Consider the following 16,662-nt stretch of genomic DNA (forward strand, 5'->3'; position numbering starts at 1 on the left):
TTCCCGCCTTTGCGGGAATTAAAACTTATTATGAATGCGGTTTTCTTCCATTACTTTAAGGATTTCTTCGTAGTCGTAATAGATGACTCCACCGACTTTTGTGTATGGTAATGTACCATTTATGCGAAGATTTTGTAATGTTCCTGGTGAGATACTTAATAGATCGCGAACCTCTGGTGATTTGAGCCATTTTTTAGGTGCAAAACCTGATTGGTGGTTAATGATTGCTTTAATATCTTCCAGTAATTCTTCTTTGAATTCACGAAGATCTTCCGTAGTGATAATTGTTGCTGCCATAGTAAAGTTTTTAGTTTAAAATAGCTACCGCCTCGAACTCTCATTCTCGGCAGCAGCTATTAATGTGATTTGACTTTCGTTTGGCAAATATGAAGTAGATTAGTTAAGTTTATTCACAACGGGGATTGTGTTGTGAACGATTTTACCTAAATCCCTTCATCAGTATCTTCCATTCGTTTTAGCAATCCTTTATTTAATGTGGTAAGAAATTTTGCTCTATCGGCTTTCCGAGTCCTAATTTCAAGGAATGTACGACGGTATTGCCCTAAATCTATTTCAAAAATATGTTCAAAATATTCTGCAATGTCTTTTAAATCTGCAGCACCATTATTAAAGACACCTTCTGTGTGTAATGCATAAACCAGCTCAATTAAGGCTACTTTTGGGCTTGTCCAAATCATTTTCAAGTTCGGTTTGCGTTGTGATTTTTCGCCATTGTCTTTACTACCAATTAATACTAAATTATTTTCTAAATACAATTGAATTAAATCGTTGGCTAGTATCTTAGCTACTTTATAATCATGTGAAGTTGAAAAGTTTGTATCTGCTTCAAAGTAGTAGCTAGATAACGACATTTTAATGTCGAACTTGCTACGTAAAAAGTATTTATGATCTAGGTAGGTACTACCTGAACGGTAGTATTTATAAAACTCTAATTCATTGTCAAAAAATGCTTTCAGTTTAACCAATTCATTGTTATAATATTTTTTTACAATTCGGCTACCTCCGTTTGGTCTTTTCATTTCAATTTTAAAAATTGTATTGTAATAAATTAACTTGGATGTAAACTGGGGTTTAATTTCTTTAAAGAATTTTATCTCTTCTGCATCTGTTTTAAACTTTGTTTTTAACAAAACGCCTCTTAATGAGTCTATAGTTTTTAGAATGATTTCTATTGCTTTTTCACATCGAGTAGATTGATTATCGATTTCTAAATCTATGAAGTTTAATTGATCATTAAGATTAGTTAGTAGGTTATTTATTTTTGAACTCAAATAGTTTTATTTTTATTAAACTCATTTAACATTTCTAATCCTTTTACCGACACCAACTCATGTGAAACAATAAATTCAAAAATTCAAGGGTATTTTTAAATTATTTATCAAAGATTGTAGAAATGTTATTTCACTATTAATTTTTCTGTTACAGTTGCACCAGAAATAAAATCTTTTCCTGAAAACAGAACATATTTTGCTTTTGTTTTTATGGAAGTAGAACTATCTTCAAGTTCAACAAAAATGTTTTCCAAATAAAGTTTACGATTATTTATTGTTATATAAACTCTTGGCTTTTTATCAGTATTAAGAGTGAGATAAAATTTTAATTTTGATGATGCTGCCAAATGCATTTCTATAAGGTTTGGTGCAATTATTTTTGTATCCATTCCGTAAGCAAATTGCTTTTGGATATTACTCAATGGTTTTTTAACGCCTCCTTCTGTATAGACAATGCGATATTCATCAATAGAGCTCTCCAAATTAATAGAGTCACCTTCCATTTTTACATCATATACATAAGTGTTGTGGTTTTTACTATGCTGAATATAAAATAATCTTGTTGATGTTTTTTCTGGCACAGGATACTTTTTTTGAGCAAATACTGTAGTACAAATAACTATGCTAAAGAAAAAAGAATAAATGGGATTCATAAATAATACTTGTGTTTAATTTTATGAAGCTATTAAATTAGTTAAGAAAACTTAAAAGCTCATCATTTCTTTCTTTAGCATAGTCATATCCAGCCTTGTAAATTTCATCGATTTTTGAAAAATCAAATGTTCCATATGTTTCAATTTTTGGTGGCTCTATATACAAATCACAAAGTTGTTTTTTGTCTTCAACATTATAATTAATTGAAACTTTTACAATACGCTCAATAATAGTTTTATAACTCCATTTTACAATAGATGATTTTGGAATATTGGATACATTTATACCAATAACTTTGTCACATTTATCTTTGATTAAATTTGTAGGGAAATTATTTAATAGTCCACCATCACATAAATAGGCATCTTTAAGATGTACTGGTTCAAAAACTAAAGGTACTGCACAAGAAGCCTTTACAGCTGTAGCAATAGAACCTTTATCAAAAACAACCAATTCTGCATTAACTAAATTAGTTGCAGTAACATAAGTAGGAATATTTAATTGATCGAAATCGTCATGTGGAATGTATTTATTTAAAATACGTTCAAAAACATATGTGCTAAATAATCCACCTGATTTTAATTTTAAACTGGAACGGCTAAAAAACTTTTCTTTTTTTCCAATTTCTAAAATTTCTTTAGGTTCAAATCCTGCAGCTAAAAACACACCTGCTAGTGAGCCAGCACTTGTGCCCGAAATTACTGTTGGTTGTATTCCTATTTCATATAAGTATTGAAGTACACCAAGATGTGCCATTCCTCGAATGCCTCCTCCAGAAAGTGCTAATCCAATAGATTTTTTGCTCATTTCCTATTTTATTTTATGGCATTTTTTTCAAGCACTAAATTTACTAAATTGTAAGATTATGACTTTATTTTTTAATGTTACAAAATAGATTTTATATACGTTTCCATACTTTCAGGTTTTGAAATTGGTGCAAACCGTTTTACTGGTTTACCATTCTTATCAATTACAAATTTTGTAAAATTCCATTTGATTTTTTTACCTAAAAAACCACCTAATTTGGATTTAAGGAATTTAAATATAGGATGTGTTGTATCACCATTAACATCTATTTTTGCAAACATTGGAAAACTTACACCATAATTTATTTCACAAAACTCTTTAATATCATCTGCTTGTCCTGGTTCTTGTTTTCCAAATTGATTACAAGGAAAACCGAGAATTACAAGTCCTTGATCTTTGTACTTCGTATAAAGTGCTTCTAAACCTTCATATTGTGGTGTAAGACCACATTTACTGGCTGTATTTACAACAACAATCGTTTTTCCTTGATACTGTTTCATAGAAATAGATTCTCCTTGCAATAGTTTTGCTTCTAAATCATAAAAGGTCATAGTAATACAGCTTATTTACTATTTTAATGTATGGTCATTCCACCATCAACAATATGTTCTTGCCCTGTAATAAATGAGGCTTCATCTGATGCCAAAAAGACTACAATACCTGTTAATTCTTTAGTTTCAGAAATTCTGCCCAACGGTATTTCATCCAAAGCACTTCTTCCTTCTTTAGACGCATCTTCATCTGTAGCTTCTATCATCATTGGTGTAAGAACAAATCCAGGATGCATTGAGTTTACTCGGATGTTTTTTGGTCCATACTCAAATGCAACAGCTTTGGTCATACCTCTAATAGCAAATTTACTGGCCATATAGGCAATATTTGGGAATCCAAAACAGGCAACAATTCCTGCTATAGATGATACATTGATTATTGAGCCTACTCCAGCTTTCAACATTGAAGGGATGACAGCTTGCATCCCCAACAGAATGCTGTGTTGGTTAATATCAATGACTTTAAGGTAGTCTTCATATTTTATTTCCATTACTCCTGCTACTGGACCTAAAATCCCTGCATTATTAACCAATACATTGATATTTCCAAATTTATTTTCACCTAATTTTACAGCATTTTCCCAATCTTCTACTTTGGTAATATCCAATTTAACAAAAAGGGCATTTTCGCCTAGTTCTTCGGCTAAAGCTTGTCCCATTTCTTCTCTAATATCTGCCAGGATAACTTTAGCTCCTTGCTTGATAAATTCTCTGGCATGGGCTTCTCCCATTCCTCTTGCAGCTCCTGTAATAAGAGCGACTTTGTTTTCCAATCTGTTCATTTGTATTATATTTAATTGTTAATATCTGTTATTTATACTGCTACTGCACCTGTTCCTGAAGAGATGGATTCAACGGTATTTTCTTTTACTCTTGCGTTATATCCTTTTACAGATTCTCCTTTCAGTAGTTTACGAACTAAAATCAATCTGCGGTAATGTGTTTTTTCAAACCGCAATGCCAAAGTGTAAATCATTAGCATAATACTCGCAATTATAGAGTAGCCATATAATGTTTTGGATGCCGTTAACACAGCTTGTATTCTAGAACGCCCATATACCGCCAATCCTCCACCTCTATAAGGCGATAGACTTACTGCATCCAATTTGTCTGCAATGTTAACCAAACCTTGTACTTGTAACTTATAAAAGAGCCAAGAGTAAATGGCTCCAGCAAAGGCTACACTTACCATAGAACGCACTACAATTGCCAAAGATGCCACCGCCAATGTTTCCGCCATATCAAAACCATCCAATGTGTAAAACCAAATGCTTATAAAGAGAATCACCATACCCATTCCTCTTAAGATAGAAGGAACCATTAAATAATAGATATCTACTTCTGGACTGATTAAAAAGTACATCATTATAAAATGTGAGGTATAGAACAGCATACCAGAAATAATCAAAAATTTGGTAGGTAATCGTTTTGCATACCATTTGCGAGCATAGATAGCACCTAAAATTATACCGGGAACCATCGCATAATTCAATAAGTTATTTGTAAGTGAATTATACCTTAAAATTCCAACGGTAAAGGTATTTTGAATAGTTGCCGAGGCCAAAAACATTCCTAAACCCATCATCAATATAAGTCCTTGAATAAAGTTTTTCTTTTTAAATATGGTTAGTGGCATAAATGGTCGTTTCACACCTTTTTGCGTCCATAGAAAAACAGCGAAGGTGACAATAAACCCAATGGTAGCTCCTTGTATGTATGGTGAAGCAAACCAATCTTGTTGCTTTGCAAAAACGAACACATAGGTTAATAAAAAGAAAGAAACCACAAACAAAAGCATACTTAACAAGTCGATTTGATATAATGGCAACTTTCTCGAAAAGCGCAAATCGTGCATAAAAATGACCGATATTAACACCAAAACCAACATAATAATGGCCATTACTAGATATACCGACTCCCATTCTAAATTATAGGCGATTTTTGCAAATAGATAAGAACTTAATTGAGCGGTAGTAATGCTCAAAGGATAAAAAATGGTGTAGAATTTTGTACGGTCTCCATCTGGACTCAAAATAAACAGCAGCGGTAGCACAAATTCAATAATGGCAATAATCTTAAAAAAACCAATTACGAAGTTTGAAAATATAATAACATACGGGCTATCCGTAGTTGCAATAACCACAGAACACAACGCAATGATTGATAAACTGGTAATCATTAACTCCTTGCTTCTAAAACGCATTTTAAAACGTAATAAAAGGGGCAAGGCAGTACCCATACCTATAAAAGAGGCGTAGTTGGCAAAAGATAAGTACTCGGAATAGATTGCCAAATCGCTCATCATTTCACTAAAATTGGCAGTATAGATTCCGCCAACTATTAAAATAGGGAATAGATATGCCAGGATAAGCAATAACATTACGGGTTTTGGCACCCAATCTTTAAAAAGTCCTTGGTTGTACATATAATTAATCTACGGTAACATTTACATTCATTCCTACACGTAATAGTTTTAAATCTTCTGCATTATTTTCTTCTGAAAAATCAATGCGAACAGGAATACGCTGCTGTACCTTAACAAAATTCCCGGTTGAATTATCTACTGGAATGGTTGATAGTTTTGATCCTGTTGCTGCTGAAATTGAAGTAACAACACCTTTAAATTCCTTTCCTCCCAATGCATCTACTTCGATAGTCAATTCTTTACCCACCGCAATGTCTTCCATTTGTGTTTCGCGATAGTTGGCTATGACCCATTTTTTATCGTCTGTTACAATACTGGCTACTTGCTGACTTGGATTTAGTAATTGTCCTTCGTTTACCTTGCGTCTTCCCATAAAACCATCGTAAGGTGCAGTAATTATAGTGTAAGATAAATTCAGTTTTGCCAATTCTAATGCAGCTTCTGCCTGTTTTATACCAGCTTGACTCATTTCTATCCTACCGCCCATTTCACGAAGCGAGTAATTAACAGATTTTCGCTGTCCTAACAAGGCATCGTATTGTGCTTTGGCAGCATCGTACTTGGTTTTTATACCATCATATTGTTGTTGGGTAACCGCCTCTTCTTTTAACAAGTTTTTAAAACGCTCCAAGTCTTTAGCCGCATTTTCATAATTGGATTTTGCCCCAGCCATATTAGCTTCGATAATAGAGGTGTTGTTGGCAATAGTGTTTACGGAAGATTTGGTTGTTTTATCTCCTGCCAAGGCATTGAGATATGCAGCTTCTGCCTGCAATAATTTAGCTTTTATTTCACTATCATCCAAAATAACCAAGGTATCGCCTTTTTTTACTTTTTGGTTTTCTTCAAACCTAATTTCTTTTATGTAGGCTGAAACCCTTGTGTTTATGGGATTGATATAAGCTTCTACCTGGGCATCATTGGTAAAATTTTTATCCCCTATATGAAAGTAGTGCTTAACAACAAAAAGTAAGGCAACAAGTGCCGCTATAAAAACAAGTATATTGGTTACTAAAGCCAGCTTTTTGTTCTTGCCCGCTTTTTTTTCTATCTGTGTATTGTTATCTGACATTTTAATCGTTTTATAATGGTTATAGTTGTCCTACGGTTTTTAATATATTATAGTAGGCGTAAAGGATATTTATTTCTGAATTAACATATTGCAGCTCCGCATCTAACTTTGAGTTGCTGGCATCCAACATTTCGGTTATGAGCGCCAACTGGTTAAAATATTTTTTCTCGGTAATTCGATAATTTTCTTCAGCTAAATGTTTGCTCTCAAGGTAAGTTTCTCTTTGCGAAATGGCTTCGTTGTATTTTAAGTACGCTGCTTTGGTAGCCACCTGTAGGTTTTGCTGCGTTAAGGTTTTAGCTTCTTCTACTTGTTCCACTTTTAGCTTGTCCAAAGACTGTTTGCTTTTGTTTTTATACAATGATTCTATGTTGTATGTTAAAGAGACACCTACTTGCCAGTTGTTGAAATAGACATCGTTAATAGGAAAAGAATTTGTTAATGGGCGTTGCATATTGTAACCTGCAAAACCAGCCAATGTTGGCAATTTTTCAGCTTTGGTGATGTCCAAGCTAGTTTCTGCAAGGTCTTTCTGTATATCTATGGATTTTATTAAGGGATGGTTTGTTGTTGCTTCCTCTTTATAAACACCATAATCCTGTAATGTGGTATCTAATTGCAAGGTGTCATCCACAGGGATAATTTGCTCGTTTTCTGGCAATCCTAAAGCTACAGTAAGTTGATTGTTTAAAATGTCTATATTATTATTAATGGTAACAACGGCTTGGTTTAATGACGCCAAAAGCAAATCACCACGAATGACTTCATTACGCGTAACCATTCCTTGGTTATAAAAACTTGTAACATTATCGATACGTTTTTTCGCCAATTCTATATTATCTAAAAAAACTTGTTTTTGATTGTATAATTTGTACAAGTTTAAATAATTGGAAATCACCAAAAACTTAATTGACAATTCATCGTTTTCCACATTTAAACTTGCCAACTGCTCCTGTAGGGTACCAACCTTAATAGTATTGTTTATGGTTTTGCCCTTGTAAATCAATTGTTGTGTCTGCAATGAAAAGTTATTGCCAAAATGGGGCATATCAACAGTCATTAATTTTGAGAAATCGGTATCTAAAATGTTTATATCGCCCAAATACATAGCACTTGCCCCTAAAGAAATATTGGGCAGTTGAAGTTGTTTATAAACGTCGGTCTGTTGTTTGGCAATTTCCACCGATTTTTTTGACACTTTTAGCTTTTGATTGTTTTCCAAAGCCAATTGTACAATTTGGTCTATCGTATATTGTTTAGGAACAGCTTCTTGTGAAAAGCCAAAGCCATAAACAAATATTAGTAATAGGCTTACTGTTTGTTTTATATAATGCATAGATATTTTTAGTTATTTTAGTTCTTAACAAAAAGAACTTATTGGATAATTTTTTTTTAGTTTTCTTTCCACTTTATAATTGCTTCATCTATTTTTTGATTTAAAAAGTTCTGAAAATCAATGACCTCTTTTAGCTTGTTGTTAAATTCTACGTCGCTATTGCTTCGATGTTTTAAAACATCTTCCATTACATTGTTAAAATCATAAAGTTTTTTAGCATATTCCTCAACTCTTTTTCTCCAATTCTCTAAATCTAGATAGAAGTATCTTTTTCTATCACCACTAAATGTTTTATAGTTAATTGTACCATCTTGTATATGACTGTTTATTGCATTGCTAACAGCACTTTTACTTGCGTTTAAAAATTCTCTAATTTCATCAAATGTTTTATAAGAAGGTTCGGCCAATAACAAAAAACTAAATACTCTGCTTGCCATGGGTGTTTTTCCGAATTGCTCATAAACAACTCCAATATCTTCAACACGTTGTTTTAAATTATCCATATTGTATATTATTAAAGTGCAAATATATAAAGTTTTTTTAGTTCTGTAAATAGAGAACTAAAATAATTTTGAAATATCATTAAAAGATTGACATATCTGGTCATATTAAAAAATAAGTAAAAGCACTACTACTTTTACCTCTATATGACATTAAAGCATACTAGGGTGAAAATCTTCATTTTAATTACAAGTGATTATTTAACCTACCCAAAATAAGGCATTTGGTATTGCTTCAATTAATAATTGTAAAATTCAAGAAGTATGTATGTATCAAAAAGCAATGCTTAACTTTTAAAACTCTATTTGCATAATTTCAATACTATCTTCATCACTAGCTACTGGATTGTGGTAAAGGGTATAAAGTACGTTCCAAAAATTGCCATCTACGGCTGGACCATAACCAAACCCTTCAAAATGAGGTCCCAAACCTAATGCATGCCCAACCTCATGTATCACTAAATTTAGCGTGATTTCATTTTGGCATTCTGATGAGCCAATGTGCACGTAAAGAACGGTATTAATGCGACCAGTAGTTTCATAGAAAGGATCTTCAACTACACGGTATTTAATTACATAAGCACCATCATCCATGTCTTCTTGGTTTCCCACAATATAAACATAAGCACCAATAACTATTCCATTAGCATCATACAAACTGCTATTGTAAAGTGTGGTACAAATGGCATTACCAATAATATCATAGATTAACTCATCTTCTTGGGCTACAAGACCAATTACCAGGTTATTGTCATCAAAAATATAAGGTGTACCGTCTAATACTTTACCTACTGTATTGCCTTCCTCATCGTAAGCAGATTCTATAAACGGATAATCATAACCAATAATATTTCCATCATTGTCATATTCTAAATAAATATTTTCAGAAGAGGATTCTGTGTTTTCTCCGTAATAAGGATAACTAAATGTACCAACACCTTCTGATACATGACCACAATCTGTTGCTGGATTTGGTCCTGAAGCTGTACCTTCGCTAAAAATTATTCCTCTGGAAATTTGGTCGTTAGGTGTAAAGGCTATGCTTGTTCTGTCAAATAGGATAAAACCCAATTTATCTTCAATAGCATCTAAGGCTTCAACCTCAAAAGGTACATTGTCAAATTTTACAGGTATTAATCCATCATGATCTTTATCCCATCTTTTTAGTATGCCATCGGTTAATTCGGCATATCCACATCCTGTATCGTTAACATCATCTTGAAAATACCAAGGGAAAGCATAAGTACTCAAATTGGTTGTATTTATGTTTTGCATAATGCCAGCTTCTCCAACAATTTCGGTGTCTCCACCAGAATTATTGTTATTGTCGTTATTATCATCGTCACCACAAGAATTTAATGTTAAAATTAAGAGTAGTGTAGACCAAAGGTGTAGCGTTTTTGTTTTCATAGGTTTGTGTGTTTAGTTAACTTATATAAAGTTAGTTAATGAACGATTTTTAATATAAAATTTTAGTTAAGTTTTCATGTATTTATTTTTAAGGTTTATATTAGAGATTGGTATATTTTTATGATAATGATTAATCTCTATTTTTTAATATCGTTATTAATGTCAATCATTTCTCGTTTTATGTTTTTCATGAGCTAAGAGTAAAAATTCTATTGAACTATATTGAGTTACGAAATCTAATTTACTTTGTATAAGTTCTACCATAATAATATCGTATTAATGATTCTTTATACGCTTTTTTGAAGGTTTTTCATTAAACTCATTTAACGTTTCTAATCCTTTTACCGACACTAACCTATGCAAAAACAATGAATTTAAAAACTTAAGGGTATTTTGGTTTGTTCCTAAATTGTAGAAAAAACCATTCAAAAAAATAATTTTAGAAATATCATTAAAAGATTCACAAATTTCTTCTGTGTTTATATCCATTTTATAATACCCTTCTTGTTTACCCTTAATGATATTTTCTCTAAGAAAAGGTATTACTATACTATTTTTGTGTTTAACAACTTCTAAGAAAATTGTTGGATAGTATTTTTTTAATTCTTTGCCAAATGAAGCAGATATGTTAAAAGAAAGCTCATTTATATAATCAAAAAAAAGTATTAATTCTTGTAATGCATTTTTGCTTATTTGTTTGTTTTCAAAAATTTCTTTTTTCAGCTCTTTTATTTGTAATTCTATAACTTGATGTAATAAATCGTCTTTATTTTCAAAATATTTATAAATTGTTTTTTTAGACACACCGCATTTTTTTGCAATATCATCCATTGTAATATGCTGGATTCCATAATTAAAAAACATATTGGCAGACTGTTCTAAAATCATTTTTTTTCTTTTAAAAGCCATACTCTATTTTTTTGTTATGATAAATTTCCAATCCATCGTCTTTTATATTCATCTTTATATTTTCGTTTCCAACGTCTATGACTCCAGAGGTAGTTTTCGGGGTTTTTATTTATTGATTCTTCTAATTTTTTGGCATAGAATTGTGTAATTAATCCAACTTGATATTGTTCTGAAAAATTAAAAAGAGGTGTTATAACAAATTTGTAATAACCTCTATCTAAACGAATAATGTTTGCAAAAAAAGAAGTGGTTTTGTTTGATGCCGTATAAAGTTCAGCTCCACTTAAAAAGGCTGTTTTTTGGTTTAAAAAATTTGTCCAATAACTTTTTATTGAAATTTTTGGGGTTTGGTCTGCAACTAAAACTAATACATGTGGATTGTCTTTGAATTTTTCAATCTCTCGTTTTAATGTTTTTGATGAAACCAATTTTGAACCAAATCGGCTCCTCATTTTCTTCATTAAGCTATTAAATTTTTTATTTTTTATAGGTTTATAGGCAACTATAACATTGTCTTCTAATACACTTGAAATATGCAAATTCGCCCATTCCCAATTAAACTGATGTCCTAAATAAATATGGCAATTTTTATTTTGAGATTTTATGTTTATTAATTCAGAGTAATCTACAGAGATCCTGCTATGCAATTCTTCTTTTGATATCGACAAAAGTTTTAATGTCTCAATAAAATTATCGCAGAAATTTCTGTAAAATTTTTTCTCAATAATTAGCCTTTCTTTTTTGTTTAGACTGGTAAATGAATTCTTAATGTTTTCTGATACCGTTTTTCTACGATATTTTACAACATAATACAACAAATAATAACAGACATCTGATATCAGATACAACAGTCTTAACGGTAGAAGTGAAAACGCATATGATATTTTGTAAAGCATACGTTAGAGTTTAATTTAAAGGTGTATTACATTTATGAAGTATATTTTATGACTAAAACACTTGTTCTTAGAATATTCTAAAATGATATTTTTACTATTTCTCTTCATATTAAAAATTTAAAAAAGAATTTGTTTTGCTTGTATATAAATCATAACCAGTAAATAACAAAATGAGAAACTATTGCTACTACCAAACCTATTAGAAATGAATACAGAGATATTCTAATTAGCTTGTTTTTTACTTGCAAGATTTGACCTTGATAGTAGAAATCTTTGATCATTGATGTGTACAAATAATCTTTATCTTGTAATAGCTGCAAAAAAGCCCATTCAAAATCACGATAATGCATGTTATGAAAGTTTCCGAAATAGAGTAAGTTTCCTTTTTTACTTCTTATATCTTCTTCGGTAAAGTTTCCTTGTGTTTTATTAGGTGTTATAGAAATAATAGCAAATGCTATGGATATTAAATTAGTTACCGCAAAAATGATTGAAGGAATATTTAAAACTACTTCATTAGAAGATTTACCTATAATACCTCCTAATATTAGAGATAGTATAATTGAGTTTATCGTAATCATTATACGTGCTTTTCCGTCAACCATCTTATTTAAGGTGTAATGGTTTCTTGAGGTATTTCTGAATAAAGTTTGAATGCCTCTATCATCTCTACCCTTAATTTTACTTATATCTTTTTTTAACTTTTTAATTTCTTGATCACTAATTTTTAACTCTTTTTGTAAAATTAAATTTGTATGATTTTTGTGATCCTTTCTTTCTTTTCTTAAAGATTTGTAAAGCTTATCTATTGATGGCTGTACACGGGTTTGACCAAAATGGGTAGTTATTCTATAAGCATCTAAAATACCTATAAGCGTATCGTACCAATTGCTTTTAGATAGTTTAAAATCTTTTAAAATCATCTGCTCATACATTTTTTTTAACCTATCTCTTCCTTGATTGCCAGCAAAATCCATGATGTTAGCATCTGAAATGATTTTAGACTCTAATAATTTTGTTTCATTAAAAGGAAATGATTCTATAATAATTGTCTTTACTCTATTTACAGTTTCACTATTTAATTTGAATTTTAATCTAAGACTATCTAATATTTCATTTATTGATGTTTCGCTGTCCTTAAAATTTAATGTATTAGCTTTTGTAGTGGCTTGTTCTATGTTTAACACATAATTAGCTAGGTATAAACAATCTATATCAATATTTTCAATTTTATCCTCTTTAATTATTGTGTTGATATTTTTTTCAATCCTATACACTCTACTAATTGTAGTGTATAAATTTTTATCAGATTCTTTATCTATAATTTCAAAAGTATAATCCTTAATGTTATTTACTATTTGAGATATGTTGGTATTTACTATCATAAGATATATACAATATTAAACCGATGATTTACCCTTTTTCAACATTGAAATAACTATGTATATCCCTAGAAATAATGAAATTGTAAAACCTAAAAAACCTAGAACAGGTATGTTGTAAATTTTAGGGGGCATGTCTGCTAATACTAGTATTGCAGAACCAATTGAAAGTGCTGCTAAAATTATTGCTATTACTAGACGATCTACTGTACTTGCAACTAACTCAATACCTTTTATCTTGTGCGATACTTCTATATCGTTCTCTTTAATTTTGTGAACTAGAGATTGTATTTCATTAGGTAAATCCCCTAGAAGTTCTGAAACATTTTGTAGTCTTTTTATACCTTTAAAAAAGTTATATTTTGGGGAAAGTTTTTTTTGGATAACTTCAATAGCATATGGTTCTATTATTTGATAAACATTAATATTTGGGTTTAATTTTCTACCAATCCCTTCAATTAATGCAATCCCTTTCATTAAAAGATAAACGTAATCAGGAAACTCTACTTCATTTTGTTTAAATATTTCTTTTAATTTTTTTATAATTACGGTTAAATCAATATTATTTAATGAAGACTCATCCACAATTTCAAAAATTTGATAAACATCTCGTTCTAATTGTTTTTGATTTTTTACAGAATATGATACCGCTATTTTTTTTAGCGTAGATATTAATTTTTTAGCATCCTTATTTATAAGATATTGTAAGAAATCTTCGATATGCTCGATATCTGAAGGCATTAACCTTCCCATAATACCAAAATCTATAAAAGAAATCTCTCCTTTGTATGTTACAAAAATGTTTCCTGGATGTGGGTCTGCATGAAAATAACCATTCTTTAATACTTGTTGCATATACATATCAAAGCCTACCATAGCTACTTGATTAGTATCAAACCCTTGATTTTCTAGTGAAGATATGTCCGTAATCTTAATGCCTTCTATAAATTCTAAACACAGAATATTATTATTAGACAAATGCTTAAATGTTTTATGCACATACAAGTTTTCATCTTCTTGAAAATCTTTTCTGAAGCGTTCAATATTATCGAATTCTTGCAAGAATGAAAGTTCTGTATGGATTGATTTTTCAAACGTATGAACAATTTTATATAAATTTATCTTCTTACTTTCTGCATTATAGTTTTCGAGTATTTTGGCAAGGTCTTTCATTATTAAAAGATCTGCTTCTATTATTTCTTGAATTTTTTCTCTTTTTATTTTTAAGACTACTTTTTCTCCTGTTTTTAATTGCGCTTTAAAAACCTGGGATATTGAAGCTGTTGCAAAAGGTTTTTCATCTATAGATTCAAAAAAATCATCTGGGTTAATTTGTAATTCTTTACCTATTTTTTCTCTTACATTTATAAAATCTTCGCCAGCATTATTTTGAAGTTTTTTTAATTCTGCGGTAAGTTCTGAGGGTAATAAATCATCTCTATCACTAAATAATTGCCCTAATTTTATATAAGTTGGTCCCAAATCTGAAATAGCCATTCTAATACGTGCATAAACAGAAAGTGATTTTATTCTATCTATTTTTTCATTTGCATGAATAAATTTCTTAGGTATTATCTTGTCAATACTACTATGTGAAATAATATCTTCGAACCCATATTTTGAGAGTACCGAAGCTATTTTAATAGTTCTAGTTATTTTATTAGTATTATTTCCCATTATGATTTATATGTTTTGTTTTGCCTATTATAGATTTAACTTGAGCTTTGTGTTGTTTGTGAGACCTTATCTTTAAAAACCAAAGTGCGATGTGGAAACGGTATTTCTATACCTTCTTTATCAAAACGTTTCTTAACACTTTCGTAGAGATCACATTTCATTGCAAATGCTTCTTCAAAATTGTTTGCCCAAGCCCAAGCTCTTAAAGTAACCTCAGAATCATTTAAACCAATAACACGTACCTTTACTTTTTTTTCATTATTATATTTATCTAATTCACTTCTATTGTCTATCAAATATGGATGGCTTTCACATTCTTCTCTTATGATATGTTTTGCCAAATCGATGTCGCTGTCATAAGAAATACCTATTTCAATCCATTGACAACACTTGCGTTCCCCTAAATCATAATTGACTAATTTTTCTTTGTTTATAATGGCATTAGGAATTACTATCATCTTATTTTCATAATCTCTAATTACAGTATGGCGCAATGTAATGTCGGTAACGGTACCTATCATGGTTTGATCTACCTTAATAATATCTCCTATCTTAAAAGGCTTAAACGAAACAATAAAAAAACCGCCTATAAGGTTTGCTAGTGCTTCTTGAGAAGCAACTCCAGCTATAATAGCAATAATACCTGCTCCACTTAAAACGGTTTGAGCTATATCTCTTAATGATGGAAAAGCTAGTATTGCTAATAATGTTCCAAGAAAGTAAACACAAACAATTGCTACATACCTTAAAAACTTATAACTTGTAGCATCTTGTTGTTGTGCTGTCTTTTCTTTTATTTTTTTAGAAAACCATAATTGCACAAAAGAGGCTATTACTAGGGTTAGCACTGCAATAACACCCAAATACAAGACAAGGAAAAAATTGGTTGTGGCCGTCTTATAATGTTCTTCATCGATAAAAATAAAAGCAAGAGCCATAATCCCTAAGACGATCCAAAGTGCATTTAAAATACGTTTGGTTAAATGGATTGTTTTTGGGTCTTCATTAGGGTATTTTTTAAGCGCTAGCTTTTCAAGTTTATTGTGCAATAATTTTGTTAAAAAACGTAAAAACACCACCACAGCAATTACGATAAACATATAAAAAATGGACTGCTTATAGTTGTTGTAAAATTCTATCATATGGTTTTGTTATTATGTCTTAGATAACTTCATAGAATTTTGAAGTTATTTTACTATTAATTTTTCTACTACATTTTCGCCGGTAATAAAATCTTTTCCTGAGAACAAAACATATTTAGCTTTTGTTTTTAGGGAAGTTGAACCTTCTTTAAGTTGAACAAACATGCTATCTAAGTATAGTTTACACTTGTTTATAGTTACATAAACTCTAGGTTTTTCTTTATCACTAAAAGTGAGATAGAATTTTAACTTTGATGATGCTGCCAAATGCATTTCTATAAGATTTGGCGCAATTAATTTCGTAATCATTCCGTAAGCAAATTGCTTTTGAATTTTATTCAATGGTTTTTTAGCACCGTCTTCTGTATAGACTATTCTATACTCATTAATTGGATTCTCAGTGCTAATAAAATCTCCTTCCATATTTGCATCATATACATAAGTATTATAGTTATTACTATGTTGTATATAAAAAAGTCTTGATGCTGTTTTTTCAGGTACCGGGTAATTTTCCTGTGAAAAGAGGATGGAATTAATAAAAAAGCAAAAGAAAAAAGAAAAAAAAGTTTTCATACAAAATTCTATTTGTTTGTTTTCAATAGAAAATAA

The 16,662-nt window shown here is 30.5% G+C and carries 17 protein-coding genes; all 17 read right to left on the reverse strand.

The features are described 5' to 3' along the window. Nucleotides 1-18: 18 nt before the first annotated feature. Nucleotides 19-297, reverse strand: a complete 279-nt coding sequence (locus QGM60_RS09055) for a helix-turn-helix domain-containing protein (RefSeq protein WP_036124021.1) — start codon at nucleotides 295-297, stop codon at nucleotides 19-21. 146 nt (nucleotides 298-443) lie between these two features. Beyond that, a complete protein-coding gene (locus tag QGM60_RS09060; protein ID WP_036124023.1) occupies nucleotides 444-1,292 on the reverse strand; it encodes an RteC domain-containing protein in 849 nt (282 codons plus the stop codon). A 125-nt stretch (nucleotides 1,293-1,417) separates the two neighbouring features. Further along, nucleotides 1,418-1,945: a DUF4833 domain-containing protein gene (locus QGM60_RS09065; RefSeq protein WP_281139930.1), complete on the reverse strand. Its 528-nt coding sequence runs from the start codon at nucleotides 1,943-1,945 to the stop codon at nucleotides 1,418-1,420. Between the two features lie 37 nt (nucleotides 1,946-1,982). Next, the gene (locus QGM60_RS09070; RefSeq protein WP_281139931.1) at nucleotides 1,983-2,753 is read right to left on the reverse strand and encodes a patatin-like phospholipase family protein; all 771 of its coding nucleotides are present in this window, start codon (nucleotides 2,751-2,753) and stop codon (nucleotides 1,983-1,985) included. Nucleotides 2,754-2,830: 77 nt separating this feature from the next. Further along, nucleotides 2,831-3,304: a glutathione peroxidase gene (locus QGM60_RS09075; RefSeq protein ID WP_281139932.1), complete on the reverse strand. Its 474-nt coding sequence runs from the start codon at nucleotides 3,302-3,304 to the stop codon at nucleotides 2,831-2,833. Nucleotides 3,305-3,327: 23 nt separating this feature from the next. Next, entirely contained in the window at nucleotides 3,328-4,086 is a 759-nt protein-coding gene (locus tag QGM60_RS09080) for a glucose 1-dehydrogenase (protein ID WP_281139933.1), read from the reverse strand. Nucleotides 4,087-4,118: 32 nt separating this feature from the next. Further along, nucleotides 4,119-5,729: an MFS transporter gene (locus tag QGM60_RS09085; RefSeq protein ID WP_281139934.1), complete on the reverse strand. Its 1,611-nt coding sequence runs from the start codon at nucleotides 5,727-5,729 to the stop codon at nucleotides 4,119-4,121. A 4-nt stretch (nucleotides 5,730-5,733) separates the two neighbouring features. Further along, the gene (locus QGM60_RS09090) at nucleotides 5,734-6,801 is read right to left on the reverse strand and encodes an HlyD family secretion protein (protein ID WP_281139935.1); all 1,068 of its coding nucleotides are present in this window, start codon (nucleotides 6,799-6,801) and stop codon (nucleotides 5,734-5,736) included. A gap of 19 nt (nucleotides 6,802-6,820) precedes the next feature. Next, nucleotides 6,821-8,137, reverse strand: a complete 1,317-nt coding sequence (locus QGM60_RS09095; RefSeq protein WP_281139936.1) for a TolC family protein — start codon at nucleotides 8,135-8,137, stop codon at nucleotides 6,821-6,823. A 56-nt stretch (nucleotides 8,138-8,193) separates the two neighbouring features. Beyond that, entirely contained in the window at nucleotides 8,194-8,640 is a 447-nt protein-coding gene (locus QGM60_RS09100; RefSeq protein WP_281139937.1) for a hypothetical protein, read from the reverse strand. Between the two features lie 291 nt (nucleotides 8,641-8,931). After that, a complete protein-coding gene (locus tag QGM60_RS09105; RefSeq protein ID WP_281139938.1) occupies nucleotides 8,932-10,047 on the reverse strand; it encodes a hypothetical protein in 1,116 nt (371 codons plus the stop codon). 276 nt (nucleotides 10,048-10,323) lie between these two features. Beyond that, nucleotides 10,324-10,956, reverse strand: coding sequence for a TetR/AcrR family transcriptional regulator (locus tag QGM60_RS09110; RefSeq protein ID WP_281139939.1), 633 nt, complete (start codon nucleotides 10,954-10,956; stop codon nucleotides 10,324-10,326). A 14-nt stretch (nucleotides 10,957-10,970) separates the two neighbouring features. Next, entirely contained in the window at nucleotides 10,971-11,852 is an 882-nt protein-coding gene (locus QGM60_RS09115; RefSeq protein ID WP_281139940.1) for a lysophospholipid acyltransferase family protein, read from the reverse strand. 149 nt (nucleotides 11,853-12,001) lie between these two features. Further along, the gene (locus QGM60_RS09120; RefSeq protein ID WP_281139941.1) at nucleotides 12,002-13,237 is read right to left on the reverse strand and encodes a Pycsar system effector family protein; all 1,236 of its coding nucleotides are present in this window, start codon (nucleotides 13,235-13,237) and stop codon (nucleotides 12,002-12,004) included. A 15-nt stretch (nucleotides 13,238-13,252) separates the two neighbouring features. Further along, nucleotides 13,253-14,911 (reverse strand): AarF/UbiB family protein, encoded by a 1,659-nt coding sequence (locus QGM60_RS09125; RefSeq protein ID WP_281139942.1) that lies wholly within the window; start codon nucleotides 14,909-14,911, stop codon nucleotides 13,253-13,255. Nucleotides 14,912-14,946: 35 nt separating this feature from the next. Beyond that, the gene (locus QGM60_RS09130; RefSeq protein ID WP_036124031.1) at nucleotides 14,947-16,053 is read right to left on the reverse strand and encodes a mechanosensitive ion channel family protein; all 1,107 of its coding nucleotides are present in this window, start codon (nucleotides 16,051-16,053) and stop codon (nucleotides 14,947-14,949) included. 45 nt (nucleotides 16,054-16,098) lie between these two features. After that, a complete protein-coding gene (locus QGM60_RS09135) occupies nucleotides 16,099-16,626 on the reverse strand; it encodes a DUF4833 domain-containing protein (protein ID WP_036124034.1) in 528 nt (175 codons plus the stop codon). Nucleotides 16,627-16,662: the final 36 nt, after the last annotated feature.

The organism is Winogradskyella sp. SYSU M77433, from assembly GCF_029911945.1.
In the GTDB taxonomy this organism is placed as follows: domain Bacteria; phylum Bacteroidota; class Bacteroidia; order Flavobacteriales; family Flavobacteriaceae; genus Winogradskyella.

What these genes read in the sequence shown, in the direction of transcription:
- QGM60_RS09100 (WP_281139937.1), bottom strand. Translation starts at nt 8,640, where the DNA reads ATGGATAATTTAAAACAACGTGTTGAAGATATTGGAGTTGTTTATGAG.
- QGM60_RS09125 (WP_281139942.1), bottom strand. Translation starts at nt 14,911, where the DNA reads ATGGGAAATAATACTAATAAAATAACTAGAACTATTAAAATAGCTTCG.
- QGM60_RS09090 (WP_281139935.1), bottom strand. Translation starts at nt 6,801, where the DNA reads ATGTCAGATAACAATACACAGATAGAAAAAAAAGCGGGCAAGAACAAA.
- QGM60_RS09135 (WP_036124034.1), bottom strand. Translation starts at nt 16,626, where the DNA reads ATGAAAACTTTTTTTTCTTTTTTCTTTTGCTTTTTTATTAATTCCATC.
- QGM60_RS09065 (WP_281139930.1), bottom strand. Translation starts at nt 1,945, where the DNA reads ATGAATCCCATTTATTCTTTTTTCTTTAGCATAGTTATTTGTACTACA.
- QGM60_RS09095 (WP_281139936.1), bottom strand. Translation starts at nt 8,137, where the DNA reads ATGCATTATATAAAACAAACAGTAAGCCTATTACTAATATTTGTTTAT.
- QGM60_RS09120 (WP_281139941.1), bottom strand. Translation starts at nt 13,237, where the DNA reads ATGATAGTAAATACCAACATATCTCAAATAGTAAATAACATTAAGGAT.
- QGM60_RS09110 (WP_281139939.1), bottom strand. Translation starts at nt 10,956, where the DNA reads ATGGCTTTTAAAAGAAAAAAAATGATTTTAGAACAGTCTGCCAATATG.
- QGM60_RS09115 (WP_281139940.1), bottom strand. Translation starts at nt 11,852, where the DNA reads ATGCTTTACAAAATATCATATGCGTTTTCACTTCTACCGTTAAGACTG.
- QGM60_RS09080 (WP_281139933.1), bottom strand. Translation starts at nt 4,086, where the DNA reads ATGAACAGATTGGAAAACAAAGTCGCTCTTATTACAGGAGCTGCAAGA.
- QGM60_RS09130 (WP_036124031.1), bottom strand. Translation starts at nt 16,053, where the DNA reads ATGATAGAATTTTACAACAACTATAAGCAGTCCATTTTTTATATGTTT.
- QGM60_RS09105 (WP_281139938.1), bottom strand. Translation starts at nt 10,047, where the DNA reads ATGAAAACAAAAACGCTACACCTTTGGTCTACACTACTCTTAATTTTA.
- QGM60_RS09085 (WP_281139934.1), bottom strand. Translation starts at nt 5,729, where the DNA reads ATGTACAACCAAGGACTTTTTAAAGATTGGGTGCCAAAACCCGTAATG.
- QGM60_RS09070 (WP_281139931.1), bottom strand. Translation starts at nt 2,753, where the DNA reads ATGAGCAAAAAATCTATTGGATTAGCACTTTCTGGAGGAGGCATTCGA.
- QGM60_RS09075 (WP_281139932.1), bottom strand. Translation starts at nt 3,304, where the DNA reads ATGACCTTTTATGATTTAGAAGCAAAACTATTGCAAGGAGAATCTATT.
- QGM60_RS09055 (WP_036124021.1), bottom strand. Translation starts at nt 297, where the DNA reads ATGGCAGCAACAATTATCACTACGGAAGATCTTCGTGAATTCAAAGAA.